The 26074-nt window shown below is 66.5% G+C and carries 28 protein-coding genes; 19 read left to right on the top strand and 9 right to left on the bottom strand.

Features of this window, described 5'->3' with window-relative positions:
- Positions 1–158: 158 nt before the first annotated feature.
- The gene (locus tag RT97_RS24220; RefSeq protein WP_042581422.1) at positions 159–569 is read left to right on the top strand and encodes a rhodanese-like domain-containing protein; all 411 of its coding nucleotides are present in this window, start codon (positions 159–161) and stop codon (positions 567–569) included.
- A 99-nt stretch (positions 570–668) separates the two neighbouring features.
- Here the strand turns inward: RT97_RS24220 and lysM are convergent, their stop codons facing one another.
- Positions 669–1130 (bottom strand): peptidoglycan-binding protein LysM, encoded by a 462-nt coding sequence (lysM, locus tag RT97_RS24225; RefSeq protein ID WP_042581392.1) that lies wholly within the window; start codon positions 1128–1130, stop codon positions 669–671.
- Between the two features lie 134 nt (positions 1131–1264).
- Here lysM and RT97_RS24230 point away from each other — a divergent pair, with 134 nt between their 5' ends.
- Positions 1265–2041 (top strand): type III pantothenate kinase, encoded by a 777-nt coding sequence (locus RT97_RS24230; protein WP_042581423.1) that lies wholly within the window; start codon positions 1265–1267, stop codon positions 2039–2041.
- Positions 2042–2053: 12 nt separating this feature from the next.
- On the opposite strand, the gene RT97_RS24235 is transcribed toward RT97_RS24230, so the two are convergent.
- From RT97_RS24235 to RT97_RS24245, 3 genes are all read right to left on the bottom strand, one after another.
- On the bottom strand, positions 2054–3382 hold the full coding sequence (locus RT97_RS24235; RefSeq protein WP_042581393.1) for a serine hydrolase domain-containing protein: 1329 nt from the start codon (positions 3380–3382) through the stop codon (positions 2054–2056).
- A 26-nt stretch (positions 3383–3408) separates the two neighbouring features.
- Positions 3409–4224, bottom strand: coding sequence for a crotonase/enoyl-CoA hydratase family protein (locus RT97_RS24240; RefSeq protein WP_042581394.1), 816 nt, complete (start codon positions 4222–4224; stop codon positions 3409–3411).
- Between the two features lie 120 nt (positions 4225–4344).
- Positions 4345–5193 carry a 3-hydroxybutyryl-CoA dehydrogenase gene (locus RT97_RS24245; protein ID WP_042581395.1) on the bottom strand — a complete coding sequence of 283 codons (849 nt, stop codon included), beginning with the start codon at positions 5191–5193 and terminating at the stop codon, positions 4345–4347.
- 184 nt (positions 5194–5377) lie between these two features.
- On the opposite strand from RT97_RS24245, the gene purT reads away from it, so the two are divergent.
- The 10 genes from purT (at position 5378) to RT97_RS24295 (ending at position 16450) form a co-directional block, all read left to right on the top strand.
- On the top strand, positions 5378–6589 hold the full coding sequence (gene purT / locus RT97_RS24250) for a formate-dependent phosphoribosylglycinamide formyltransferase (RefSeq protein WP_042581396.1): 1212 nt from the start codon (positions 5378–5380) through the stop codon (positions 6587–6589).
- A gap of 305 nt (positions 6590–6894) precedes the next feature.
- A complete protein-coding gene (locus RT97_RS24255) occupies positions 6895–7836 on the top strand; it encodes an alpha/beta hydrolase (protein ID WP_042581397.1) in 942 nt (313 codons plus the stop codon).
- A gap of 113 nt (positions 7837–7949) precedes the next feature.
- The gene (locus tag RT97_RS24260) at positions 7950–8780 is read left to right on the top strand and encodes a helix-turn-helix domain-containing protein (protein ID WP_042581398.1); all 831 of its coding nucleotides are present in this window, start codon (positions 7950–7952) and stop codon (positions 8778–8780) included.
- A gap of 15 nt (positions 8781–8795) precedes the next feature.
- Positions 8796–9671 (top strand): branched-chain amino acid ABC transporter permease, encoded by an 876-nt coding sequence (locus RT97_RS24265; protein ID WP_042581399.1) that lies wholly within the window; start codon positions 8796–8798, stop codon positions 9669–9671.
- A 6-nt stretch (positions 9672–9677) separates the two neighbouring features.
- Complete coding sequence (locus RT97_RS24270) at positions 9678–10754, top strand: branched-chain amino acid ABC transporter permease (protein WP_042581400.1); 1077 nt, start codon at positions 9678–9680, stop codon at positions 10752–10754.
- On the top strand, positions 10751–11575 hold the full coding sequence (locus RT97_RS24275) for an ABC transporter ATP-binding protein (RefSeq protein WP_042581401.1): 825 nt from the start codon (positions 10751–10753) through the stop codon (positions 11573–11575). Before RT97_RS24270 ends, RT97_RS24275 begins: the two co-directional genes overlap by 4 nt.
- 277 nt (positions 11576–11852) lie before the next feature.
- The gene (locus tag RT97_RS24280; RefSeq protein ID WP_042581402.1) at positions 11853–12626 is read left to right on the top strand and encodes an ABC transporter ATP-binding protein; all 774 of its coding nucleotides are present in this window, start codon (positions 11853–11855) and stop codon (positions 12624–12626) included.
- Between the two features lie 4 nt (positions 12627–12630).
- On the top strand, positions 12631–14511 hold the full coding sequence (locus tag RT97_RS24285; protein ID WP_042581403.1) for an AMP-dependent synthetase/ligase: 1881 nt from the start codon (positions 12631–12633) through the stop codon (positions 14509–14511).
- A 147-nt stretch (positions 14512–14658) separates the two neighbouring features.
- Positions 14659–15834, top strand: coding sequence for an ABC transporter substrate-binding protein (locus tag RT97_RS24290; RefSeq protein WP_042581404.1), 1176 nt, complete (start codon positions 14659–14661; stop codon positions 15832–15834).
- Between the two features lie 154 nt (positions 15835–15988).
- On the top strand, positions 15989–16450 hold the full coding sequence (locus RT97_RS24295; RefSeq protein WP_042581405.1) for an EVE domain-containing protein: 462 nt from the start codon (positions 15989–15991) through the stop codon (positions 16448–16450).
- 10 nt (positions 16451–16460) lie between these two features.
- On the opposite strand, the gene RT97_RS24300 is transcribed toward RT97_RS24295, so the two are convergent.
- Both RT97_RS24300 and RT97_RS24305 read right to left on the bottom strand, forming a co-directional pair.
- Positions 16461–17114 (bottom strand): MarC family protein, encoded by a 654-nt coding sequence (locus tag RT97_RS24300; RefSeq protein ID WP_080898413.1) that lies wholly within the window; start codon positions 17112–17114, stop codon positions 16461–16463.
- 2 nt (positions 17115–17116) lie between these two features.
- Positions 17117–17863 (bottom strand): SDR family oxidoreductase, encoded by a 747-nt coding sequence (locus tag RT97_RS24305; protein WP_042581406.1) that lies wholly within the window; start codon positions 17861–17863, stop codon positions 17117–17119.
- Between the two features lie 139 nt (positions 17864–18002).
- Between RT97_RS24305 and RT97_RS24310 the strand changes: the two genes are divergently transcribed.
- Both RT97_RS24310 and RT97_RS24315 read left to right on the top strand, forming a co-directional pair.
- Positions 18003–18608, top strand: a complete 606-nt coding sequence (locus RT97_RS24310; protein ID WP_042581407.1) for a 2-hydroxychromene-2-carboxylate isomerase — start codon at positions 18003–18005, stop codon at positions 18606–18608.
- A gap of 43 nt (positions 18609–18651) precedes the next feature.
- Positions 18652–19335: a dienelactone hydrolase family protein gene (locus RT97_RS24315; protein ID WP_042581425.1), complete on the top strand. Its 684-nt coding sequence runs from the start codon at positions 18652–18654 to the stop codon at positions 19333–19335.
- Positions 19336–19394: 59 nt separating this feature from the next.
- Here the strand turns inward: RT97_RS24315 and RT97_RS24320 are convergent, their stop codons facing one another.
- The gene (locus RT97_RS24320) at positions 19395–20303 is read right to left on the bottom strand and encodes a LysR family transcriptional regulator (protein WP_042581408.1); all 909 of its coding nucleotides are present in this window, start codon (positions 20301–20303) and stop codon (positions 19395–19397) included.
- 108 nt (positions 20304–20411) lie between these two features.
- Here RT97_RS24320 and RT97_RS24325 point away from each other — a divergent pair, with 108 nt between their 5' ends.
- Positions 20412–20744: a hypothetical protein gene (locus tag RT97_RS24325; RefSeq protein ID WP_042581409.1), complete on the top strand. Its 333-nt coding sequence runs from the start codon at positions 20412–20414 to the stop codon at positions 20742–20744.
- 215 nt (positions 20745–20959) lie between these two features.
- Entirely contained in the window at positions 20960–21328 is a 369-nt protein-coding gene (locus RT97_RS24330) for a hypothetical protein (RefSeq protein ID WP_042581410.1), read from the top strand.
- Between the two features lie 74 nt (positions 21329–21402).
- Here the strand turns inward: RT97_RS24330 and RT97_RS24335 are convergent, their stop codons facing one another.
- Positions 21403–22581, bottom strand: coding sequence for a magnesium transporter CorA family protein (locus RT97_RS24335; protein WP_042581411.1), 1179 nt, complete (start codon positions 22579–22581; stop codon positions 21403–21405).
- 64 nt (positions 22582–22645) lie between these two features.
- Positions 22646–23632 carry a porphobilinogen synthase gene (hemB, locus tag RT97_RS24340; RefSeq protein WP_042581412.1) on the bottom strand — a complete coding sequence of 329 codons (987 nt, stop codon included), beginning with the start codon at positions 23630–23632 and terminating at the stop codon, positions 22646–22648.
- A gap of 368 nt (positions 23633–24000) precedes the next feature.
- On the opposite strand from hemB, the gene RT97_RS24345 reads away from it, so the two are divergent.
- Genes RT97_RS24345 through RT97_RS24355 form a run of 3 tightly spaced genes read left to right on the top strand, consistent with a single transcriptional unit; the run spans position 24001 to position 25965 of the window.
- A complete protein-coding gene (locus RT97_RS24345) occupies positions 24001–24429 on the top strand; it encodes a CopD family protein (RefSeq protein ID WP_042581413.1) in 429 nt (142 codons plus the stop codon).
- Positions 24430–24434: 5 nt separating this feature from the next.
- Positions 24435–25568: a VanZ family protein gene (locus RT97_RS24350; RefSeq protein ID WP_042581414.1), complete on the top strand. Its 1134-nt coding sequence runs from the start codon at positions 24435–24437 to the stop codon at positions 25566–25568.
- 43 nt (positions 25569–25611) lie between these two features.
- A complete protein-coding gene (locus RT97_RS24355) occupies positions 25612–25965 on the top strand; it encodes a (2Fe-2S) ferredoxin domain-containing protein (protein ID WP_042581415.1) in 354 nt (117 codons plus the stop codon).
- Positions 25966–26074 lie beyond the last annotated feature (109 nt).

A 26074-nucleotide genomic window follows, 5' to 3' on the forward strand; every position in this document is an offset into this window, starting at 1 on the left:
TTTGACAGGCCCAAGCCCGATCTTTGGCGCGCGCGAAAACGCGACAAACAGGGTTTTCACGAACTGGTGAAAAATTCCACCATCCGGCGGGCGCCGGGCAAGGTAAAGATGGCAGCAGCCCGCGAGGTAACCCTAATGAAATGGAAGGATGCAAAGAGATGACTGAACCCGTTGGTGAAAAGGGCTATGCCGGCGACGTGACGCCCGAGCAGGCTGCAGCATGGCTCGCGAGCGGCGAGGCCGTGATGGTCGACGTGCGCACCGATGCCGAGCGCGAGTGGGTCGGCTATGTGCCCGGCGCCGTGCCGCTGGCGTGGAAGCAATGGCCGGGCATGGCGCTGAACCCGGCATTCGACGATGGCGTGCGCGCGGCCAGCGAAGGCGGCAAGAAGCTGGTGCTGCTGTGCCGCAGCGGTGTGCGTTCCATCGCCGCTGCGAAGCGCGCCACGGAGCTGGGGCTGGAGGCCTACAACATCCTCGAAGGTTTCGAAGGCAATCCGGATGAGAACGGACACCGCGGACTGGTCGGAGGCTGGCGCAAGCGCGGGCTGCCCTGGAAGCAGAACTAGCGTGGGGGCGACACCTGCGCCCTGAACAAACACAGTTCAAAATAAGAAAGGGCCCACTGTTTCCAGTGGGCCCTTTTTCATGGCGAGAGCTGAAGAAGATCAGAGCGCCGGAATGCGCAGCTTCTGCCCCGGATAGATCTTGTCCGGGTGCGACAGCATCGGCTTGTTCGCCTCGAAGATCGCGTTGTACTTGTTGGCATCGCCGTAATACTTCTTCGAGATGGCCGAGAGCGTGTCGCCCTTGACCACGTCGTGGTACTGCGCGGGTGGCGCAGCGGGTGCGACGAGGTTGTTGTCCACGCTCGTGACGTTGGCCACGTTGCCCGCGGCGAGCGCTGCTTTCTCACTGGCCTCCTGCGAGGGCGCCTGGCCGGCAAGGGTGACGACGCCGCTGCTGGCGGTGTAGGTCACCTCGAGCCCGGTGAGGCCGAGGTTCTGTGTCTGGATGTAGGTCTTGATGGCGGCTGCGGCCGCCGCGTTCGCATCGGGCGTGGCCGCCTGGGCCGACGAGCCGCCGAACAGCTTTTCACCGGCTTCCTTGATGAAACTGAGCAATCCCATGGTGTTCTCCTTGTGCCGTGGTGGATGGAATTTTCGAATGTAGCGGTGGATGGGCAGAGCGTGGCGTAGGCCCATGCCGCGTATGTCGACGACGTGCCAGCATGAATAACGACAAAGTCGCAATAATCCCGCGCATGGCATCCCCCTTCCTCGCAATCGACATCGGCAACACCCGCCTGAAATGGGCGCTCTACGACGGGGCGCAACCGGGCGCCGCGTTGCAGGCCTCGGGCGCGGAGTTCCTGGACCACATCGAACGCCTCGCGGACGGCCCCTGGGCCGACCTGCCCGCACCGGGCTCCATGCTCGGCTGCGTGGTGGCCGGCGATACCCTCCGGCGCCGCGCCGAAGAGCAGATCGTCGAGCGCTTCGACTGCGCGCCGCGCTGGGTGGTGTCCAGCGCCGGCGAGGCCGGCATCGTGAACGGCTACGACCACCCCACGCGCCTGGGCGCCGACCGCTTCGTGGCGATGATCGGCGCGCGCCACCGCATGCTCGCGCAAGGGCCGGCGCGGCCGATGGTGGTGGTGCTGATCGGCACGGCCGTCACCGTGGAGGCGATCGACGCGAGCGGCAAGTTTCTCGGCGGGTTGATCCTGCCGGGCCACGGCATCATGCTGCGCGCGCTGGAGTCGGGCACCGCGGGCCTGCATGTGCCGACCGGCGAGGTCCGCGAATTTCCCACCAACACCAGCGATGCGCTCACCAGCGGCGGCACCTATGCCATCGCGGGCGCGGTCGAGCGCATGGTGCAGCACGTGCGCTCGCACTGCGGCGAGGAGCCGGCCTGCTTCATGACCGGCGGCGCGGGCTGGAAGATGGCGCCCGTCATGAACGGGCACTTCGAACTGGTCGAGAGCCTGATCATGGACGGCCTGCTGGTCATCGCCCGCGAGCGCGCCGCAGTCTGAACCGAAGGCGAATCAGGGGCGCGCCATCAGCGCCTCGGCCACTGCCTGGAACGCCGGCAGCGTGAGCGGATCGTTCCCGCCATTCGCCGCGACCGGGTGCGCGGCGTAGCGCACGATCACCATTTCCGCCTTCGGATCGACATAGATGCTCTGGCCGTGGATGCCGCGTGCCATGTACGCGCCATGCGGGTTGTTCGACACCCACCACATGTTGCGGTACGACCAGCCCGGCAGCAGCGCATAGCCCGCCTTGGCGAACTTGGCGGGGTCGCCGCCGCGCTGGATGTCTTCGACCACCGCCTTCGGAAACGCCTGCTGTCCATTGGGCGCACGGCCGCCGTTGCGCATGGTCTCGCCGAAGCGCGCCAGGTCGCGCAGCACCGTGTTCAGGCCGCCGCCGCCCGACTCGGTGCCGATGCGGTCGACCATGAAGTACGCGTCCTGCTCGGCGCCGATGCGGCGCCAGATCTTCTCGCTCAGGAGATCGGCCAGCGACTGGTTGCTCGCGCGGCGCAGGATCCATGCGAGCACTTCGGCGTTCACCGTCTTGTAGGCGAAGGCGGTGTCGTGCGCGCCTTCCTTCTTGAGCGTCACGAGAAATTCGTAGAACGACTTGGGGCCCGTGTAGTTCGGGCCTTGCGTCAGCATGCCGCCGGCGCGTGCGTAGTCCCAGATTTCGGCCTTCGGGTCGGCGTAGTTCTCCGAGTAGTGCACGCCGATGGTCATGTCCATCACCTGGCGCACGGTGGCGTCGCCATACGCGGTGTCCTTCAACTCGGGCAGGTACTTGGTGACCGGCGCCGACGGATCGAGCTTGCCCTCGTCGGCAAGGATCGCCCCGAGCGTGCCGACGAACGACTTGGTCACCGACATCGCGATGTGCGGCCGCTCGGGCGTGAGCGCGCCGAAGTACTTTTCGTAGACCACGCGGCCGCGGTGCATCACGAGGATGCCGTCGGTGTAGGTGCGCGGGATCATCTGCGCGAAGGTCACCGTCTCTTCGCCGCCGAGCGGCTTGAAGGTGACGGCTTCGATGTCGTTGCGCGGCGCCGCAGGCAGGGGGCTCGCCGCGCCGCTGCCGCGCCACACGTTGGCCGTGGGCACCGTCTCGCGCACATGAGAGAAGCTCCAGCGCGTGCGCGGGAACACGCCGCCGGCCGGGTTGTCGAAGGTGATCTGCTTGTCGGGCGGGGGCGGAAAGCCTTTCATCCAGCCGAGCGCGTCGACCGAGGTGGCCGCGGGATCGGGCAGCGCGGCGGGGGCGGGCGTCTGGGCGTTGGAGGTGTTCACTGCGAGCAAAGTGAAAGCGGCGACGAGCGCCGCCCGGTGGAAGAAAGACATGGGCAGCACTCCGGTGGAATTCGTCGTCAACGACCGCTGAACCGCGCGGGACGGCGCTCGACGAAGGAGCGCACGCCCTCGGCTGCGTCCTCGCTGTTCGAGAGGCGCTTCTGCGTCTCGATGAATTCCGACACCGCCGCGAGCGGCCCTTGCTCGACGGCCTTGATCACGTTGAGCCGGGTGGCAACCACCGCGAGCGGCGCCTGCGCCGCGATGCGCTGCGCAATGGCCAGTGCCGCGTCCAGCTCCTGCCCGGCCGGCACGACCTTCTGCACGAAGTGGAGACGATAGGCCTCTGCGCTGTCGAACTCGTCGGCCGTGAGCAGATGCAGCATCGCATTGCCCACGCCCGCGCGCTCGGCCATGCGCAGCGTGGCGCCGCCCGTGGCCATGATGCCGCGCTGCACTTCCATCTGCGAGAAGCGGCAGTTGTCGGCGGCCACCACGATGTCCGCGCCCAGCATCAGCTCGATGCCGACCGTGAAGCAGATGCCCTTGACGGCCACCACCATCGGCTTGGTGCGGCGGCGATAGTCGGGCAGGCCGAAGTCGTGCGGCTCCACGAGGCCGGCGGGAATCGCCTTCTCGCCGCGCTTCATGTACTCGGTGACTGCCGGCAGGTCGAGGCCCGCCGTGAAGTGGTCGCCGAAGGCATGCAGCACGCCCACGCGCAGGTTGGGGTCGTCGTCCAGCCGGGTGTAGGCCTCGGCCAGTTGCCTGAACATCGGCGGCGTCCAGCCGTTGCGCTTGGCAGGGCGGTTGATGCCGATCAGCAGCACATGGTCGAGCACCTGGGTGTCGATGCAGCCTTCAGCGGGCGGGGAGGTGGGCGTGGCGGTCATGCGGGTGGTCTCCTTTTCTTGTCTTTTCAAGGAACACCGCGGAACCGGCTTTGCCGGGCCGCTGGTGTTGCCCCCTGGAAGGGGGTGGGCGCTGCCACACGAAGTGGGCAAGCCTGGGTGTCAGTACGTGTACACGCCGCGGCCGGTCTTGCGGCCGAGCTGTCCGGCGGCGACCATTTCTTTCAGCAGCGGGCAGGGGCGGTACTTCGAGTCGCCGAACTGCTCCAGGTACACCTCCATCACGGCCAGGCACACATCCAGGCCGATCATGTCGGCCAGCGCGAGCGGGCCGATGGGCTGGTTGCAGCCCAGCTTCATGCCGGCGTCGATGTCCTCGGCTGTGGCGATGCCCTCGGACAGCACGAAGAAGGCCTCGTTGATCATCGGCACCAGGATGCGGTTGACCACGAAGCCCGGCGCGTTCTTCACCGTGATTGGCGACTTGCCCAGCTTCTCGGCCAGCGCCTTCACCGCGTCGTGCGTGGCATCGCTCGTGAGGTAGCCGCGGATCAGCTCGACCAGCGCCATCATCGGCACCGGGTTGAAGAAGTGCATGCCGATGAAGCGGTCGGGGCGCGAGGTGGCTGCGGCCAGCTGCGTGATCGAGATCGAGGAGGTGTTCGAGGCAACGATCACCTCGGGTGCCAGCAGCTCGTCGACCTGCTTGAGGATCTTGAGCTTGAGCGCGTGGTTCTCGGTGGCCGCCTCGATGACCAGCTGCGCGCCCTTCAGGTCGTCGTAGTGGGTCGAGCCCTTGATCAGCGCGAGCGCCGCGGCCTTCTGCTCGGTGGTGAGCTTTTCTTTCTTGATGAGGCGGTCGAGGCTGCCCGAGATGGTGGCGAGGCCCTTGTCGACGGCCGCCTGGGCCACGTCGATCATCACCACGTTCACACCGGACACCGCGCAGGCCTGCGCAATGCCATTGCCCATCGTTCCGGCGCCGATGATGCCGACGGTCTGGATCGTCATGAGAAAACTCCTTGGAAGTACAAAAACGGGAAGGGGGAGCGGGTGGGGCGCAAGGCCGGCACCGCGGCAGGGCATCGATTGTGAAGCAGCCCCGCCGGCGTGCCGTTCCCGGACGCGACACCCGGGTTCACGGGTGGCTTACAGTGCGGCGGTTGCTTTTTCTTCTCTCTTTTCGACTTCGACCATGACCACCCTCGGCACCCCCCTTTCCCCCTCCGCCACCCGCGTGATGCTGCTCGGCTCCGGCGAACTCGGCAAGGAGGTGCTGATCGCCCTGCAGCGCCTCGGCGTCGAGACCATCGCGGTCGACCGCTACGAGAACGCCCCCGGCCAGCAGGTGGCCCACCACGCCCGCACCATCACCATGAGCGACCCCGAGCAGCTCAAGGCGCTGATCGAGGCCGAGAAGCCCATGCTCGTGGTGCCCGAGATCGAGGCCATCGCCACGCCGATGCTCCAGCAGCTCGAAGACGCGGGCGTCGTGCGCGTGATTCCCACGGCGCGCGCCGCACGCCTCACGATGGACCGCGAAGGCATCCGCCGCCTGGCCGCCGAGACGCTGGGTGTGCCCACCAGCCCCTACAAGTTCTGCGACTCGCTGGCCGAGCTGCAGGCCGCGATCGACGGCGTGGGTGGAAAAGGAATTGGCTACCCCTGCATCGTCAAGCCTGTGATGAGCAGCTCCGGCAAGGGCCAGAGCAAGATCGACGGCCCGGCCGACGTGCAGAAGGCCTGGGACTACGCCATGGCCGGCGGCCGCGTGAGCCATGGCCGCGTGATCGTCGAAGGCTTCATCGACTTCGACTACGAGATCACGCTCCTGACCGTGCGTGCGAAAGACGCGGCCGGCGCCGTGGCAACGAAGTTCTGCGACCCCATCGGCCACGTGCAGGTGAGCGGCGACTATGTGGAAAGCTGGCAGCCGCATCCCATGGCGCCCGCCGCGCTGCAGAAGGCGCAAGAGATCGCAGAGGCCGTGACGGCCGACCTGGGCGGCCAGGGCCTTTTCGGCGTCGAGCTGTTCGTCAAGGGCGACGAGGTCTGGTTCAGCGAAGTCAGCCCGCGTCCGCACGACACCGGCATGGTCACCATGGCCACCCAATGGCAGAACGAGTTCGAACTCCATGCGCGCGCCATCCTCGGCCTGCCGGTGGACACATCGCTCAAGAGCCCGGGCGCGAGCGCGGTGATCTACGGCGGCGTGGACGCCACCGGCATCGCGTTCGACGGCGTGGCCGAGGCGCTGCAGGTGCCCGGCAGCGACATCCGCCTGTTCGGCAAGCCCGAGAGCTTTCTCAAGCGCCGCATGGGCGTGGCGCTGGTGCACGCGGCCGATACCGACACCGCGCGCAACCTGGCCAAGGAAGCCGCCTCGCGCGTCAAGCCGCGTAGATAAGGCTCGCCCCCAGGCTTCGCGCACTTCGTGTCGCTTCTCCAACCCCCTACCGGGGGCGACACCAGTGGCCCGGCAAAGCCGGTTCCACGGTGTCTCCGGCCTTTGGCCGCGCCGGCCTCATGCGTCGCGAGTGATGGAGCGTGCGCGACAGCGGTAGCCAGTTTTCGCAAGACCGCGCCGCAAGGGCGCGGGCATGGTGCGGGGTCTTGCCAGAGGCCGAGGTGGAGGGCGGGTGCATGCGGATACCGCGCATGCGAGCTGTACTCCACACTGGGCGCCCGTCAGCTCGATCCACCGGAGACACCATGCTGCATCCCCAGGCGCGCGCCTTGCTCGACTTCATCGAGGCGCGCGGCATTCCGCAGACCCACACGCTCTCGCCCGCCGACGCGCGGGCCTTCTACCGCGAGCGCCGCGCCGCCACTCAGCCGCTGCCCGCGGAAGTGGCAGAGGTGCGCGACCTCGCGGCGGACGGCCCGCACGGCACCATCCCGGTGCGTCTCTACCGGCCGCTGGGTTCGGGCGCCGGCCCGCTGCCGGTGCTGGTGTATTACCACGGGGGCGGTTGGGTCATCGGCGACCTGGACACGCACGACGTGCTGTGCCGCGCGCTGGCCAACGGGGCGGGCTGCGCGGTGGTGGCAGTCGACTACCGCATGGGCCCCGAGCACCGTTTTCCTGCCGCCGTCGACGACGTGCTGGCCGCCACGCGCTGGGTGCGCCGCGAGGCCACGACGCTGGGGCTCGATGCGAGCCGCCTTGCGGTCGGCGGCGACAGCGCCGGCGGCAATCTCGCGGCCGTGGTGGCGATCGCGGCGCGCGATGCGGGCGACCTGCCCATCGCCTTCCAGTTGCTGATCTATCCCGCGACCGACATGCGCCGCGGCCACCCGTCGCACCAGGCGAACGGGCAGGGGTACCTCCTGACGAGCGAAACGATGACGTACTTCCACGACCACTACATCACCGACGCGAAGCACGACCTCGACTGGCGAGCCTCGCCGCTGCTGCACACCGACCTCTCGAAGCTGCCGCCCGCGCTCGTGATCACCGCGGGCTACGACCCGCTGCGCGACGAAGGGCTGGCCTACGCAGAGGCGCTCACCGCCGCCGGCAGCCGCGCGGACTACGTCTGCTTTGAGCGCCAGATCCATGGCTTCATCACCATGGGCAAGGTGCTCGACGAGGCCAACACCGCCGTTGCGCTTTGCGCCACCGAGTTGCATCGCGCGTTGTCGCAGGACTAGGGAAAGTCCCCGCGCAAATGCATGCCGCGCCACAGGGTTGCGCCGCTACGATCCAGCCAACACGAGGCCGCCCGCCGCAGGGCAGGCCAGACCCGATGCAGGAGACAAACACCATGCAGCGAGCGAGTAATGCGCCCCCGGAAAACGGTGGCGCACGGCAGGGCGAACGCCTCATGTGGCTCACGCCGCAGCGCGTGTTCTACGCCGGCCTGCTCGGTGCGGCGGCCGAGCGCACGATGGGTGGGCACGGCGTGTACGTGTCGCCCACGGGCGTGCCGCCGATCCGCATCCGCATCGGTGGCGGCGCCTGGCAGACGGGCGAGCTCATCGTGGTGCCGCCGCAGGTGCCGCACCACGTCGAGAGCCAGCACCCGCTCATCTTCAACCTGCTCGTCGAATCGGAATCGGTGGACGAGGCGCGCATGCCCGCCTTCATGCAGCACTGCGGCCCGGTCGATGCGCCGGCCTTCGTGAAGCGTGTGCGCGACGTCCATGCGCACCTGCTCGGGGCGTCGGGCCGCGGCACGGATTTCGAAGGCTTCGATTTCGATGCGCTCTTCTTCGGCGAAGCGCTCGCACCGCGCGCGATCGATGCACGCATCCGCCGTGTCATCGACGCGCTCGTTGCCGATCCGTCCGCGCCCACCTCGGCCGAGGACTGCGCCGCCTCGGTGCACCTGTCGTTCTCGCGCTTCCTGCACCTCTTCAAGCAGGAGACCGGCATGGCGTTTCGCGCCTTCCGCGCCTGGAAGCGCGCGCGCAGCCTGCTGCGCTACGTGCGCCAGACCACCACGCTCACCGATATCGCACTGGACACCGGCTACCCCGACTCGACGCACTTCAGCCATTCGATCCGCCAGGTCTATGGCTTGAAACCCAGCGACATCCTGGCGGGCTCGCGCCGCCTCGCACTGCACGACGCAGCCGGCGGCTTCCGGCAGTAAGCGGGAAAAGGGCCCATGCAGATCCTCCAACTCCTGCTGTCGGGCATTGCGCAAGGTTGCATCTATGGGCTGATCGCGCTCGGATTCGTGCTGATCTACAAGGCGACCGAAACGGTGAGCTTCGCGCAGGGCGACCTGATGATGCTCGGCGCCTTCGGTGCGTTCGCCGGCATGTCGCTCTTCGGCATGCCGTTCTGGCTCGCGGCGATCCTCGCGGTGGTGGCGATGGCGGCCTTCGGTGTGTTGCTGGAGCTGGCGGTGATCCGACCGATCCTCGGGCAGCCGCAGTTTTCCATCGTGATGCTGACCATCGGCATCGCGTATGTGGCGCGCGGCCTCATCACCATGGTGCCGGGCATCGGCACCGAGACCCACACGCTGCCCGTGCCCTACAAGGACCAGATCTGGCAGCTGGGCGGGCTCGTGGTCAACCTGGAGCAGCTCGCGATCATCGTCGCCACGGCCGTCCTGTGTGCGCTGCTGTTCGCGATGTTCCGCTACAGCAAGCTGGGCATCGCGATGCAGGCCTCGTCGCAGAACCAGCTCGCGGCCTACTACATGGGCATTCCGGTCAAGCGCCTCAACGGGCTGGTGTGGGGGCTGGCGGCAGCCGTCGCGGCCATCGCGGGCATGCTGCTCGCGCCCATCACCTTCGTGCACGCGAACATGGGCTTCATCGGGCTCAAGGCCTTTCCGGCGGCGGTGGTGGGCGGCTTCGGCAGCCTGCCGGGTGCGATCGTCGGCGGGCTGGTGATCGGCATCGTCGAATCGTTCGCCGGCTTCTATCTGCCAGATGGCTTCAAGGACACGGCGCCCTACATCGTGGTGCTGCTGATGCTCATGATCAAGCCCAACGGTCTCTTCGGCGAAAAGCTGCGCAAGAAGGTGTAGTCCGACATGCGCTACATCTTCAAGACCAGCTACGACCAGGACATCCGGCTCGCACGCCATGGCGGTCACGTGTTTTGGTATGGCCTGCTCGTCGCATTCCTCGTCGCCGCGCCGTGGGTGATCGAGGAGTACTGGCTCGCGCAGCTGACCTTCGTGCTGATCTACGGCATCGTGGGTCTGGGCCTGATGCTGCTGGCCGGTTTCACGGGGCAGTTCTCGATCGGGCATGCGGCGTTCCTCGGCGCGGGAGCGTACACACAGGGCGTGCTGACCAACATGGGCGTGCCGTTCCCGATCGCGCTCTTGGCGGCCGCGGCGCTGTCTGCATCGGTGGGCGTGGTGGTCGCCTTGCCGGCGCTACGCGTGAAGGGCATCTACCTGGGCATCGCCACGCTGTCGTTCGGCTTCATCGTCGAGGAAGTGTTCGCGCGGTGGGAGAGCGTCACGGGCGGCAACGCCGGGCTGCATGTGAAGTCGCCGCAACTCTTCGGCTGGTCGCTCGGCTCGGGCGACGGCTTCTACTTTCTGTGCCTCGTGGTGGCGGTGCTCAGCACGCTGGGCATACTGAACCTGTTGCGCTCGCCGACGGGGCGCGCCTTCGTCGCGATTCGCGATTCGGAAATCTCGGCGCAGAGCATGGGCATCCACCTCGCGCGCTACAAGACGATGTCTTTCGCGATCTCGGCCGCGCTCGCGGGGCTGGGCGGCGCGCTGTATGCGCACAAGCTGAGTTTCATCTCGCCGGACCAGTTCAACATCCTGCAGTCGATCGACCTCCTTCTGATGGTGGTGATCGGCGGGCTGGGCTCGGTGCACGGCGCGTTCCTCGGTGCGATCTTTCTCATCGCGATGCCGCAGCTGATCTCGATGGGCAAGGACTGGCTGCCCGCCGTGGTGGGCCAGGCGCCCGGCCTGCAAGGGCTGGTGTATGGCTTGGTGCTGATCGCGTTCGTGCTGTTCGAGCCGCTCGGGCTCTACGGCCGCTGGCTCAAGATCAGGACGTACCTGCAACTCTTCCCGTTCTACCGCAAGGGGTTGTTCAAGCGGCAGAAGTCCTTCACCAAGTCGGACCGGCTGAGATGAGCAGCGGCGGCGACATCCTCCTTTCGGCCAAGGACCTGAGCGTGCGCTTCGGCGGCGTGCTCGCGGTCAACAAGGTGAGCTTCGACGTACGGCGCGGCGAAGTGTTCACGCTGATCGGCCCGAACGGCGCGGGCAAGACGACGGTGTTCAACCTGATCAGCCGCATCTACACGCCGACCACCGGCGAGATCACATGGCACGGCGATGCCGCCGGCCCGCTCGCGCTGACGCAGCAGGCGCCGCACGCGATCGCGGCGCTGGGCATCGCGCGTACCTTCCAGAACATCGAGCTCTTCGAGCATGCGACCGTGCTGCACAACCTGCTGATCGGCCGTCACACGCACCGGCAGACGGGGTTCTGGAGCGAGGTGTTCTTCACGCCCGCCACGCGGCGCGCCGAGGTCGCGGCGCGCGAGAAAGCCGAGCAGGTGATCGAACTGCTCGACCTGCAGCATCACCGCGATTCGATGGTGGCGGGCCTGCCGTACGGCGTGCGCAAGGTGGTGGAGCTGGCGCGCGCGCTGTGCACCGAGCCCAAGTTGCTGTTGCTCGACGAGCCGTCGTCGGGCCTCAACGTCGAGGAAACGGCGGACATGGCGTTCTGGATCCAGGACATCCAGCACGAGCTGGGCGTCTCTGTGCTGATGGTCGAGCACGACATGTCGCTCGTCTCGAAGGTGTCCGACCGTGTGCTGGCGATGAACATGGGCGAGGTGCTGGCCACCGGTACGCCGCGCGAGGTGCAGGCGGATGAGCGTGTGATCGAGGCTTACCTCGGAACCGTGGATGACGTGAGCAGCTTGAGGAGGGTGGCGGCATGAATGTCCTGTTCGCTACCTTTGGAGAGGCGCCCGGTATGCGATGCGGCGCGGTCGCCCCCACTGTGCCGGCCGCTTCGCGGCTCCCCTGCGGTGCTCGCATTTCGCGGGGTCTCGCAGAACTCGCTTCGCTCAAACAGCTGCGAGCCCTGATCCGCGAAACGCTGCGCTCCTCGGCGGCCCAGAGGGGGCGCCCGCCCCGCACCGCACACCGGGCTCGGGGGCGTGGTGATCGTCCTGCGGGGCCTCAACGCGGTTCCTCGACTTCGGGAGCATCCGCATGAGCGACGTCGTTCTGCAACTGCTCAATGTCGAGAGCGCCTACGGCCCCATCAAGGCCATCCGCGGCGTGAGCCTGAAAGTCAGGCAGGGCGAGATCGCCACGGTGCTGGGCTCTAACGGTGCGGGCAAGACGACGATCCTGAAGACCATCTCCGGGATCATCGATCCGCGCAAGGGCAGCATCGAGTTCCAGGGCAAGGACATTACCGCCAAGGACCCGGCCTTCATCGTGCAGCAGGGTTTGAGCCACGTGCCCGAAGGCCGCGAGGTGTTCCCGCTGCTGTCGGTGAGAGACAACCTGCTGATGGGCGCTTACACCCGCACCGACCGCGACGGCGTGGCGCGGGACATGGAGACGGTCTACAGCTACTTTCCCATACTTCGCGAGCGCGCAACGCAGGACGCGGGCCTGCTCTCTGGCGGGCAGCAGCAGATGCTCGCGATCTCGCGCGCCATCATGGCCGCGCCGCACCTCATCCTGCTCGACGAGCCGAGCCTGGGCTTGAGCCCCAAGCTCACGAAGGAGATCTTCGAGATCGTCGTGCGCATCAACCGCGAGCGCGGCACCACGATCCTGCTGGTCGAACAGAACGCCAACATGGCGCTCAATGCGGCGGACCACGGCTACGTGCTGGAAAACGGCCGCATCGTCATGGAGGATTCCTGCGACCGTCTGCGCGAGAAGGAAGACATCAAGGAGTTCTACCTCGGCGTGAAGGACGACGGCGTGCGCGGCGAGCGGCGCTGGAAAAAGAAGAAAAACTGGAGATGACGCCATGAGCACCCTCGCATTGCGCGCTCCTGCCGGCCTCTGGGACCTGGCGCATCTTCAACCCCGGCTCGATGTCGTGGTGCCCGGCGACACCATTCCCGCGGTCTTCTGGAAGGCCGTCGAACTGCGCGGCGACAAGGTCTGGATGCGGCAGAAGGAGTTCGGCATCTGGCGCACCTGGACGTGGCGGCAGACCGCCGAGGCGGTGCGAGAGATCGCGGGCGGGCTGCTGGCGCTGGGCTTCGGGCATGGCGAGTGCTGCTCGATCCTTTCCAACACCGTCATCGAATGGGTGCTGTGTGACGTGGCCGTGCTCAGTTGCGGGGGCGTCTCGAACGGCATCTACCCGACCGATGCGGCCTCGCAGGTCACCTACCTGTGCGAAGACTCGCGCACCACCGTGCTCTTCGTGGAAGACGACGAGCAACTGGACAAGGCGCTCGAAGTGCGTGCGCAGCTGCCGCTCTTGCGCAAGGTGGTCGTGTTCGACATGGAAGGCCTGCGCGAGCTCGACGACCCGGGCGTCATCAGCCTCGATGCGCTGCGCGCCCTCGGCCGCGAGCACCTGAAGGCCCATCCGCAGGCGCTGGAACAGCGCATCGCCGCATGCCGCGCCGAAGACCTCGCGATCCTCGTCTACACCTCCGGCACCACCGGCAAGCCCAAGGGCGCGATGCACAGCCACCGCGGGCTGGTCTACACCATGCGGGGCTACAACACGCTGCTCGCGCAGGGCGAGACCGACGAGCGCATGTGCTTCCTGCCGCTGTGCCACATCGCCGAGCGCATGGGCGGCGAGTACTTCGCGATGTACACCGGCTCGATCCTCAACTTCGTCGAGAACCCCGAGACGGTGCCCGAGAACGTGCGCGAGATTTCGCCCACGGTGTTCACCGCGGTGCCGCGCGTGTGGGAGAAGTTCTATTCGGGCGTGATGATCGCGCTGAAGGAAGCGAGCCGCCTGCAGCAGGCCGCCTATCGCTGGAGCATCGGCGTGGGCCAGGAGATTGCCGAGCGCGTGCTGCAGGGCCAGCCGATCGGCGCCGGGCTGCGCCTGAAGTTCCGCATCGCGCGCTGGTTTGCGCTGAACAACGTGCGCAAGCTCATCGGCATCCACCGTGCGCGATTTCTCGTGACCGGCGCGGCGCCGATTTCGCCCGACCTCGTGCGCTGGTACCTCGCGCTCGGCGTGCCGATGCTGGAGGTGTGGGGCATGACCGAATCGTGCGGCGCCTCCACCGGTGTGCCTCCCTCGCGCATCGCACCCGGCTCCATCGGCCCGGCCACCAGCTACAACGAGGTGCGCCTGGACCCAGAGACCGGCGAGATCCTGGTGCGCGGCCCCAACGTCTTCATGGGGTACCTCAACCTGCCGGAGAAGACGGCCGAGACCATCGACGCCGACGGCTGGCTGCACACCGGCGACGTCGGGCTGGTCGATGCGGAAGGGTATTTCCGCATCACCGACCGGATGAAGGACATCATCATCACGGCAGGTGGAAAGAACATCACGCCGAGCGAGCTGGAGAACGAACTCAAGTTCAGCCCCTACGTCACCGATGCGGTGGTGATCGGCGACAAGAAGCCCTACCTGACGGTGATCGTGATGATCGATCAGGAGAACGTCGAGAAGTTTGCGCAGGACAACGACGTGCCGTTCAGCAACTACGAGAGCCTCACGCGTGCGCAGGAGGTGCTGGACCTGATCCAGGGCGAGGTCGACCGCGTCAATGCGAAGTTCGCGCGCGTGGAGCAGATCAAGAAGTTCTTCCTGCTCGAGACGCAGCTGAGCGCCGAGGACGAGGAGCTCACGCCGACGATGAAGCTCAAGCGCAAGCTGGTGCAGACGAAGTACGCAGACCGCATCGAAGCGATGTACAGGTAGGGCTCGCCCCCCAGCGTTCGCGCACTTCGTGTCGCTGCATCAACCCCTGCCGGGGGGGCATCACCAGCGGCCCGGCAAAGCCGGTTCCGCGGTGTTCCCCGAAAGGAGCAGGCAGTGTGTTTTTTCAACAGGTAAGGAGACAACGCAATGACGAAGCCCAAGACAGTGACAAAGGTGACGACGCTGGCCGTACTGGGCCTCGCCGCGACGATCGCGTCCGCGCAGCAGCAAGGCGTGAGCAAGGACGAGATCCGCATCGGCACGATCCAGGACCTCTCGGGTCCGCTCGCGGGCTTCGGCAAGCAGGCGCGCAACGGCATGCAGCTGCGCGTGGACGAACTCAACGAGCAGGGCAACGTCAACGGCCGCAAGCTCAAGCTCTTCGTGGAAGACTCGGGCTACGACCCGAAGAAGGCGGTGCTGGCCGCGCAGAAGCTGGTGAACCAGGAGAAGATTTTCATCATGGCCGGCCACATCGGCACGGCGCAGAACATGGCGGCGATGCCGGTGCAGTTCGACAAGAACATCGTCAACTACATGCCCATCACCGCGGCGCGCGAAATGTACGAACCGCTCAACCGGCTGAAGTACTCGTTCGCAGCCACCTACTACGACCAGATCCGGCTGGCCCTGCCCAAGATGATCAAGGACAAGGGCGCCAAGAAGGTCTGCACGATCTACCAGGACGACGAGTTCGGGCTGGAGGTGCAGCGCGGCGCCGAGGCCGGGCTCAAGGCCGCGAACATGGAGTTGACCGAGAAGACCTCGTTCAAGCGCGGCGCGACGGACTTCAGCTCGCAGGTCGCGAAGATGAAGGCTGCGAACTGCGATCTCGTGGTGCTCGGCACCATCATCCGCGAGACCATCGGCACGGTGGGCGAGTCCCGCAAGACCGGCTTCAACCCGACCTTCATCGGTTCGAGCGCGGCGTACACCGACCTCATCCACAAGCTGGGCGGCAAGGCGATGGACGGCGTCTACGCGACCATGACGGTGCAAAACCCCTACACCGACGAGCAGTCGCAGCCGCTGCGCTTCTGGGCCAACAAGTACAAGACCAAGTTCAACGAAGACCCGACGGTGTTCTCGGTTTACGGCTACGTGATCGTCGATTCGTTCATCAAGGCCGCGACCAAGGCGGGGCCGAACCTCACGACCGACAGCTTCATCAAGGCGATGGACAGCATGACCTTCGAGCCCGACATGTTCGGCAGCCCGAAGAGCAGCTACACGGCCACCAAGCGGCTGGGCAACGAGCAGTCGCGGCTGTCGCAGATCAAGGACGGGAAGTGGGTCGTCGTCTCTGATTACGTGACGCCGTAACTGGGCGCTCCCCCATGCTTCGCGCACTTCGTGTCGCTTTGCAAACCCCCTCGCCGGGGACAACACCAGCGGCCCGGCGAAGCCGGTTCCGCGGTGTTCCACGATCTGGGCGTGCAGGTTTATATTTGCGGCGAACTCTCAGCGCGAGCCCGCCATGCCCCAGTACTGGTTGATGAAATCCGAGCCCGACGAAGTCTCGATCGACGATGCGCTCGCCGCGCCAGATGCCACCGTGGCGTGGACGGGCGTTCGCAACTACCAGGCGCGCAACTTCATGCGCGACGGCATGAAGGTCGGCGACGGCGTGCTGTTCTATCACTCGAGTTGTCCGGAGCCGGGCATTGCCGGCATCGCGCGCGTGGCCTCGGGCATCAAGCCCGATCCGACGCAGTTCGATGCGAAGTCGCCTTACTACGACGCCGCTTCGAAGAAAGACGACCCGCGCTGGCTGCTGGTCGATGTGCAGGCGGTGCGCAAGACCCGGCTGCTGGCGCTGCCCGAGCTGCGCGCTAGGCCCGAGCTGGCCGAGCTGATCGTGCTGCGCAAGGGCAACCGGCTGTCGATCACGCCGGTGGAGCCGGCGCACTGGAAGGTCATCGAGAAGATGCTGGCCTGAACTTCTGCGTTCAGGCGACCTTCGACAGGATCGGGAACAGCTTGCCGAGCCCGTCGGCCATCACCTCGACGGCCAGCGCCGCGAGGATCAGGCCCATCAGCCGCGTCATGATGTTGATGCCTGTCTTGCCGAGCACGCGCGCGATCGGCTGCGCGAGCGAGAACGCCAGCGCCGTGGCGAGCGCCACCACCACGCCGTAGCCCACCAGCACCGCGAGCTCCCACAGGTGCTGCGCCTTGTCGGCGTAGATCACCACGGTGGAGATCGTGGCCGGTCCGGTCAGCAACGGGATGGTGAGCGGCACCACCGCGATGGAGGCGCCCATCGAGGCCTTCACTTCGGTGGCGCGCAACTCCTCGACGTTGGTCTTGCTCTCGGCCGGCTTGGCGTTGAGCATCGAGAGCGAACTCATGAGCAGCAACAGGCCGCCGCCCACCTGGAAGCTCGCGATCGAAATGCCGAAGAAGGACAGCAGCTGCAACCCGAGCAGCGCGCTGACCGCAATGACCACGAACGCGCTGAAGGCCGACATGCGCACCGTATGGCGGCGTTGCGCATCGCTGTAGCCCTGCGTGTAGTGGATGAAGAAGGGCACGATGGCCAGCGGGTTGACGATGGCCACCAGCGTGACCAGCGGCTTGATGAGGTCCATCGAGGTGCTCATGTCTACCTTCCTCCGGTCACGTCGAGCAGGGCCATGGTCGTGTAGCTCGCTTCGGCCGAAAGCAGCCAGAGGATGGCGCCCGCTATTTCCTCGGGGCTGCCGGTGCGCTTCATGGGCACGGTGGGGGCGAGTTCGAAGGCGCGGTCGGGCATGCCGCCCGAGGCGTGGATCTCGGTGTCGATGAGGCCCGGGCGCACCGCGTTGACGCGGATGCCTTCGTCGGCCACTTCCTTGGCCAGGCCGATGGTGAGGGTGTCGATGGCAGCCTTGCTGGCCGCGTAGTCGACGTACTGGCCAGGCGAGCCCAGGCGCGCGGCGCCGCTGGAGATGTTGACGATGGCACCGCCCTCGCCGCCGTGCCTGGTGCTCATGCGGCGCACGGCTTCGCGCGCGCAGACGAAGCTGCCGATCACGTTGATGCGGAACATGCGCTCCAGCCGCGCGACGCTCATCTGGTCGACGCGCGCCTGCATGTCGACCACGCCGGCGTTGTTGACCAATGCGGTAAGCCGGCCGAGCTTGGCATCGACCTTCTCGAACATCGAGATCACCTGGGCTTCGTCGCCCACGTCGGCCTGCACGGCGATGGCGGTGCCGCCGCCGGCGCGGATGGTGCGCACCACCTCGTCGGCCGCCATCGAGTTGCTGGCGTAGTTGACGGCCACCGCATAGCCGCGCTTCGCTGCAAGCAGGGCAGTGGCGGCGCCGATGCCGCGTCCACCGCCGGTGATGAGTAGCACTGGATTCAAAACCTACCTCCTGCAGAGAAACTGTGTGTCAGTTAAAACCGTCGGCTTGGATTACATCATTCGAGGGCCGGCGCATGAGCGCAGCGCCGGGCCGCCCCAGGCAAGCTCGCACCGCAGTGCGAAGCACGGAGGTTACTGAATGCACGCAAGCAAGACGATCGACTACTACTTTGCGCCCCAGAGCCCGTGGACCTTTCTGGGTCATACCCGGTTCGCGGCGATCGCGGCCGAGGCGGGCGCCACGGTGCGGGTGCGGCCCATCGACATGGGCAGCGTGTTCCCGGTGTCCGGCGGGCTGCCCCTGGGCAAGCGGGCACCGCAGCGCCAGGCCTACCGGTTGGTGGAGATGGCGCGGTTCTCGCGGCACCTGGGCCTTCCGATGAACACCAAGCCCAAGTTCTTTCCGGTAGCGGGCGACGACGCGGCGCGGCTCATCATCGCGGCCGACATCCACGACGGCACCGCGGCCGCCATGCGCGTCTGCGCGGCGGTGTTCGCGGCGGTCTGGGTGCAGGAGCGGAACATCGGCGATCCGAACGTGCTCGAAGCGCTGGTCGTCGAATGCGGCCTGCCCGCCAAGCGCGCGGAGCAATCGCAAAGCCAGGCGGTGCAGGAGCGCTACGAGGCCTACACGCAGGAGGCCATCGACATCCAGGTGTTCGGTGCGCCGAGCTATGTGATCGATGGCGAGATTTTCTGGGGGCAGGACCGGCTCGATTTCGTCGAGCGGGCGCTGCGCCAATGACGACAACCTTCCTTATTCAATCGCTATCAGGAGCATGACGAACATGGGTCAATTCATCGATCTCACAGCCAAGGACGGCTTCACCTTTCCCGCCTACGTGGCCGAGCCCGCGGGCAAGCCGCGTGGCGCGGTGGTCGTGGTGCAGGAAATCTTCGGCGTGAACTCGCACATCCGCTCGGTGGCCGACGGTTATGCGGCCGAGGGGTATCTCGCCGTCGCACCGGCGACCTTCCAGCGCGTGAAGCCCGGCGTCGAGCTGGGCTACAGCGACGAGGACATGAAGGAGGGCTTCGGCCTGAAGACCGCGGTCGAGGCGCTGCCCGCGCCCGGCGTGCTGCAGGACATCGAGGCGGCCATCGCCTATGCGTCGAAGGCCGGCAAGGTGGGCATCGTGGGTTATTGCTGGGGCGGTTTGCTGGTCTGGCGTGCCGCGAGCCTGCTGCCGGGGCTGGCGGCCGCGGCGCCTTACTACGGCGGCGGCATGACTTCGCCCGAAGAAACCGCACGCCAACCCAAGGTGCCGGTGCTGGCGCATTTCGGCAACCAGGACCACTGGATTCCGCTGGACACCATCGAGAGCTTCAAGAAAGCGCATCCCGAGGTGGAAGTGCATGTGTATCCGGTCGGCCACGGCTTCAATTGCGACCAGCGCGGCTCGTACGACGCGGATGCCGCCAAGCTCGCGCGCGAACGCACTCTGGCGTTCTTCGCCAAGCACGTCGGCTGATCCGCGGATCTGCCGATCGATGCAAAAAAGCCCGGTTCGCACCGGGCTTTTTTTCTGTGTCACGCCTTCCGTTTGAGGCCTGGTCCGTCGCCCACGCGGGTCTGCAGGAAATCGAGCAGCGCGCGCAGCGCGGCGCTGTTGTGGCGCCGCTGCAGGTATGCGGCCGAGAGCCACATGTCCTTGCGCGTGTAGTCCTGCAGCACCGGCACGAGCTCGCCGTGCTCGATGTGCGACTGCACCAGGATCGAGGGCAGGTAGATCACGCCGAAGCCGCGCATCGCCACCCGGATCAGCGGCGCGCCCTCGGTGCAGTCCATGCGGCTCTTGACGTGCACATCGAGCGGCTTGCCGCCATCGTCGAAGCGCCACACCGGCTGGGCGCCCAGCAGGGAGTGGGTGAGCGCCTCGTGCCCGGCCAGCTCGCGCGGGTGCTCGGGCTTGCCGTGCTTCTTCCAGTAGACCGGCGAGGCGCAGACCACCATGTCCATGAGCCGGAGCTTGCGCACGATGAGGTTGGCATCCTCGACGGGGCCGCTGCGGATGTCGACGTCGATGCCTTCTTCGGCCAGGTCCACGGCGCGGTTGGTCAGCTGCAGGCTGATGCTCACGTCGGGGTAATAGCGCATGAAGTCGGCCAGCAGGTTGGGAAATTCGCCGTTGCCCATGCCGTGGGGCGCCGAGATCCGCAGGCGCCCGGCCGGCTGGCTGGCGCGATCCTGCAGTTCGGCCTGGGTGAGTTCGACCATTTCGAGCACCGGCGTGCTGCGATCGAGCAGCAATTGCCCGGCGTCGGTGAGGCTCACGGAGCGCGTGGAGCGGTTCAAAAGCCGCACGCCGAAGCGGGTTTCGAGCTCGGCCACGTATTTGCTGACCGTGGCCTTGGACATGTCGAGCTTCTTGGCCGCCTGCGAGAAGCTGCCGTGCGAGGCGACCTCGCGGAAGGTTCTGATCAGATCGAGACTGTCCATGTCAAAGAGCCCATTGTTTCCGTTCGAGTAACGCGGTGGTTCGATTCTCCGGCGTTTTCCCCGGGCGACCTGCGTCACACTCGGTCCACTCGCCGAAGGAGCCGAACCATGAACGCCTCGAACATCATCGCAGTTGCTGCCCTGTCGATCCTGACGGCCGCCGGCGCGCAAGCACAGGGCTTCGATCCCGTGCAGCCGCTCCAGGCCGTCGGGAGCCGTGCGCAATTGGACGCCGAAGGCGCCGCCGCAGCGCGCCGCGGCAATGTGTACGGCGACGTGGTGCCACTGCCGCTGACCACGCAACCGAGCCGCCTCGATCGCGCTTCGGTCCACGCGGAGGCGGTTGCCGCCGCCCACGCGCCGAACCAGAACCTGGACCGCCGCGCCTTCGCCAACAGCGAAGTGCCGCCGCAGTTGCGAGGGTCGCTGACGGGTCGATAGGTCCGGCGCGTCGCGTTTTGAAGGGCCGGGTCCGCGCAGGCGGCCCCGGCCCTTTTTCTTGTGCATGCCAATGTGTAGGGATTGTTTCAATAGAGGAAACACGGTGTCTCTGATCCGAGCGTTTTCGGTAGGGAATTTCGTCTGAAACTCGCCGCACAGGCAAGCGACCGAGCAAGCCTGGTGGACAAACCATCCGACGAACACAAGGAATTGACATGAAGACCTCGCACATCCTCGCCGCCGCTGCACTGACCCTCCTGGCCGCTACCGGCGCCCAAGCTGAAACCTACCAAGGCGTGAACACCGCCGTCTCGACCAAGAGCCGCGACGAAGTCAACGCCGAAGCCGTGCGCACCGCAGCGGCTCCGAACCAGAACGTGACCCGCGGTTCGCGCGGCCCGGAAACGGTCGCCGTGTCGAAGGACCGTGCGATCGTCGAAGCAGAAGCCGTTCGCACCGCCTACGCTCCCGACCAGAACGTGACCTCGGGTTCGCGCGTCAACAGCAAGGTCGTCTCGACGATGACTCACCCGATGGACGCACGCGTTCAAGCCCAGCAAGGCACGGGCGCTACTGCCAAGTAAAGAACCCGCCCCTTGGGGCCGTTCTTAAAAAAAAGCCACGCGAAAGCGTGGCTTTTTTTTAGTTGGGCGGGCGGTCAGCGTGTTCTTGCGAGGTATCGCTTGCGCCAGAAGATCAGCACCAGCAGCACCGCGATGACCAGCATGGCGGTCATGGCGATCCAGAAGCCGTCGGCCTTGTGAACCAGCGGAATGAACTCGAAGTTCATGCCGAAGATGCCCGCGATCAGGTTCAGCGGCAGGAAGATCGCGGTCAGCACCGTGAGCACCCGCATGATGTCGTTGGCGCGGTGGCCCTGGACGCTGAAGTGCATCTGCACGGCCGTCTCGGCGTTCTGCTCGAGCCGGTGCACGTGGTGCACCACCCGCTCGATGTGCTCGAGCACGTCGCGGCTCCTGATCATGATCAGCTCCCGCTCGCGCCGCTCGGCTTCGCCCTTGGGCTGCGGCAGGGTCTCGAGCGAATCGATCCAGTCCTGCATGGCGGCGCGCTGGTCCTCGCAGATCTCGTCCAGATGGTGCAGCGACTGCCGCGCCTCCATCAGTGCCCCCCAGTTGGTGAACCGGCTGCGCGGATCGATCAGTTCGGTCTGCCAGTGGTCCAGCTGCTTGGTGAGCTCGCGCCGCAGGTCCAGGTAGCCGTCGACGATCTGGTTGATGACGCGCAGCATCAGGTCAGAGGGCCCCGTGGGCACGCGCGTGGACGTGGCGCGAACGTCCAGCGCCGGGGCGCCGCGGTCGTCGGACGACCCGGCCGCCAGCAGCCGCGCGGCGAAGGCGTCGCGCACGGCGCCGTCTTCGGGATGCACCGACAGCAGCACCCGGTCGAACACCGCGAAACCCACCGGCCGGGTGTCGACCCGGCGCAGCACGGGCGGTCCGCCTCGGGGCTTGGCAGTGGCGACGGAACTAGCAGGAATCGGTGGCGCTTCGTTGCCACTGCCCTTGCCGTTGCCCAGCGCCGCCTGCCCCTGGCTGGTCGCCAGGCGCCGGAACACCAGCACGTCGTACTGCGAGGTGTAGTCGTAGTGCGAGGGCAGTTGGTCGTTGAGCAGGTCGGCCACGTGCAGGTCTACCAACTGGGTCTGGCACAGGGCCTGGATGATCTGCTGGACCTCAGCCAAGGAGGCGCGAAACTCCTCGCGCGTGAGCGAAATCCAGAGATAGCCATTGGCGGCGCAAGCGCCCGGTACGGCCAGCGGCGTGAGCGCCGGATGCTCGCTGACTTGCGAGCGGTTGATTTCGAAGATGCGCATCGACCGACCTTGGTTTTCTGTCAAACCGCCCAGCTCGCCCATGTGCAATGGGCTTGGACAGCTATTATTTTTGTAGCAAACGCGCAGCGTCAAGCGCGAAGTAGGTCAGCACGCCGTCGGCGCCGGCACGCTTGAAGGCCAGCAGGCTTTCGAGCACCACGGCGTCGTGGTCGAGCCAGCCGTTCTGGGCTGCGGCCTTGAGCATTGCGTATTCGCCGCTCACTTGATAGGCGAAGGTCGGCACGTGGAATTCGTCCTTCACGCGGCGCACGATGTCCAGGTACGGCATGCCGGGCTTGACCATCACCATGTCGGCGCCTTCGGCGATGTCCAGGGCCACCTCGCGCAGCGCCTCGTCGCTGTTGCCGGGGTCCATCTGGTAGACCTTCTTGTTGCTCTTGCCGAGCGTGGCGGCCGAGCCGACGGCGTCGCGGAAGGGGCCGTAGAAGGCGCTGGCGTACTTGGCGCTGTAGGCCATGATGCGCGTGTGAACGTCGCCGCGGGCCTCGAGCGCCGCGCGGATGGCGCCGATGCGGCCGTCCATCATGTCGCTCGGCGCCACAATGTCCACACCCGCTTGCGATTGTGTGAGTGCCTGCTTCACCAACACTTCGACAGTCGTGTCGTTGACGATGTAGCCGGTGTCGTCGAGCAGGCCGTCCTGCCCGTGGCTTGTGTAGGGATCGAGCGCCACGTCGGTCATCACGCCGAGTTCGGGGAAGCGCGACTTGAGGGCCGCGACCACGCGGGGAATCAGTCCGTCGGGATTGAATGCCTCGTCACCGGCCGGCGTCTTGAGGCTCGCGTCGATCACCGGAAAGAGTGCCATCACCGGAATGCCGGCGGCCACGCATTGCTCGGCGACCGGCAGCAGCAGGTCCAGGCTCAGGCGCTCCACGCCGGGCATCGAGGCGACGGCATCGCGCCGCTTCTCGCCTTCCTGGACGAACACCGGGTAGATGAGGTCGTTGACCGTCAGCATGTTTTCCCGCACCAGGTTGCGAGTGAAAGTGTCCCGGCGAAGGCGTCGCGGGCGGCCGGCTGGGTACATGGCAAGGGGGGAGGAGGGGCGGGTCATATCCCGAAAATTGTGCCTGAACCATTCAGTCGCCGTGTTGCCGCCGGCGGGATGGGTTGTCTGACAACCACGAAAATTAGTAGCTATAAAGTTCCAAATAAATAGTTATGAATGACAAAGAAAGTGCCTTGGTCGCTTGAAACCTTGTTTCGTCTTTGTTAAATTCTGAAGCGGGCGGCTTGCCGCTCCCCGCTTTTCCTCCCTGAGCGGGTGCCTTGATGTGTGACAGCAAAAGGGCTTCCCAGCCCGACGTGAAGACGTCGGGCTTTTTTTTGTCCCGAGCTTGAGGGCGTTGGGTGACAGCCCCGTATGAGAGTGCGGTGCCCCACTAAACTGCCGCCATGCTCTGGGTCAAATCTCTCCACATCGTCTTCATCGCAAGCTGGTTCGCCGGGCTCTTCTATCTGCCACGGATCTTCGTCAACCTTGCGATGGTGCCGCCGGAGTCGGTTGCCGAGCGCGAACGCCTCCTGCTGATGGCGCGCAAGCTGCTGCGGTTCACCACCTTCCTGGCTGTTCCGGCGCTGGCCTTCGGCCTGTGGCTCTGGCTGGGCTACGGCATCGGACGCGGGCCGGGCAACGGCTGGATGCATGCCAAGCTGGCGTTGGTGCTGGTGGTCATCGGTTATCACCATGGCTGCGGCGTGCTGCTGCGGCGTTTCGCCGCGGGAGGCAACCGGCGCAACGATCGCTGGTACCGCTGGTTCAACGAGCTGCCGGTGCTGCTGCTGCTCGGCATCGTGATCCTGGTCGTCGTCAAGCCGTTCTGAGCCCGATGAAAACGGTGGGCACGGTCGAGAAGCCGCACAAGTCCGCCGCGCTTCCCCTCGCGCTCGCCTATGCGGCGCTGATCGTCTACGCCAGCCTCTATCCGTTTGCCGACTGGCGCGACCAGGGCATCGCGCCCTGGGCCTATTTATCAGCGCCCTGGCCCAAGTACTGGACGGGCTTCGACTTCGCGGTCAACGTCGCGGGCTACGTGCCTTTCGGATTTCTCTGCGCCCTGGCGGTGCTGCGTACGCGCCGTACCGCCGGCGTCTGGGGCGCGGTGCTGCGCGCCACCGCGGCCGGCGCCGCGATCGCCTTTGCGATGGAAACGCTGCAGAGCTACCTGCCCGCGCGCATTCCTTCCAACGTCGACCTGGGGCTGAACACGACCGGAACAATCCTGGGCGCGGTGTTGGCGGTGGGGCTCGAGCGCCTGGGCGCGGTGGCTCACTGGGGCCGCGCGCGCTCGCAGTGGTTCATCGAGGACTCGCGCGGCGCGCTCGTGCTGCTCGCGCTCTGGCCGTTCGCCCTGCTGTTTCCCGCCGCCGTCACCTTCGGACTGGGCCAGGTGTTCGAGCGGCTCGAGGTCGCGATTTCCGAATGGCTGCTCGACACGCCCTTCATCGATTGGCTGCCGGTGCGCCAGTTCGAGCTCGAGCCCCTGGTGCCGGCGGTCGAGCTGCTGTGCGTGATGCTCGGCGCGCTGGTGCCATGCCTGCTGGGCTACCTGGTGGCGCGCACGGTGGTGCAACGCGCGATGCTGCTCCCGCTGATCTTTCTGGCGGGCTTTGCCGCCTCGGCGCTGTCGGCCGCCTTGAGCTACGGACCCGCGCACGCCTGGGCCTGGCTGGATCTTCCCGTCCAGGTCGGCATGGTGGCTGCGCTGGTCGCGGGCGCGCTGCTCGTGGCCGCGCCGCGGCGCCTCTGCGCGGCCTTGCTGCTGGTGGGGCTCGTGCTCCAGCTGAGCCTGCTGAACCAGGCGCCCGAGAGCGCGTACTTCGCGCAGACCCTGGCCACCTGGGAGCAGGGGCGCTTCATCCGCTTCCACGGGCTGGCCCAGTGGCTGGGATGGGTCTGGCCCTTCGCGGTGCTGGCGTACGTGGTGGCGGCCCTGTCGCGCAGGGGGCGGCTCGCGCCGTAGCCCGGCGACGGGGTAGCGGGGCGGCGGTCACTAAAATCGGCCGATGCCCAGTCCCACCTCTGCCGCGCCGTCCGGCTACTACGGCCGCCATATCTTCTTCTGCCTCAACGAACGCAAGAACGGCGAAGACTCCTGCGCCATGCACAACGCCCAGGAAGGCTTCGATCGCTGCAAGGCAAAGGTGAAAGAGGCGGGGCTCTCCGGGCCGGGCAAGGTGCGGGTCAACAAGGCAGGGTGCCTGGATCGCTGCGCCGGTGGACCGGTGGCGGTGGTGTACCCGGAAGCCGTCTGGTACACCTTCGTCGATGCCGACGACATCGACGAGATCGTCGAGTCGCACCTGAAGAACGGCGAGGTCGTCGAGCGGCTCCTGCTGCCTGCCGACGTCGGACGCTGAACTTTCCCGTGGACGCTTCGCTCGTACCGTGCTCCCGACCGGCGCTGCCGGCCCGCCCACCCACCCTGCCATGAACTCCCAGACCGAAAAGATCAGCCTCCAGGGCGCA

Source organism: Variovorax paradoxus (genome assembly GCF_000834655.1).
GTDB classification, from domain to species: domain Bacteria; phylum Pseudomonadota; class Gammaproteobacteria; order Burkholderiales; family Burkholderiaceae_C; genus Variovorax; species Variovorax paradoxus_F.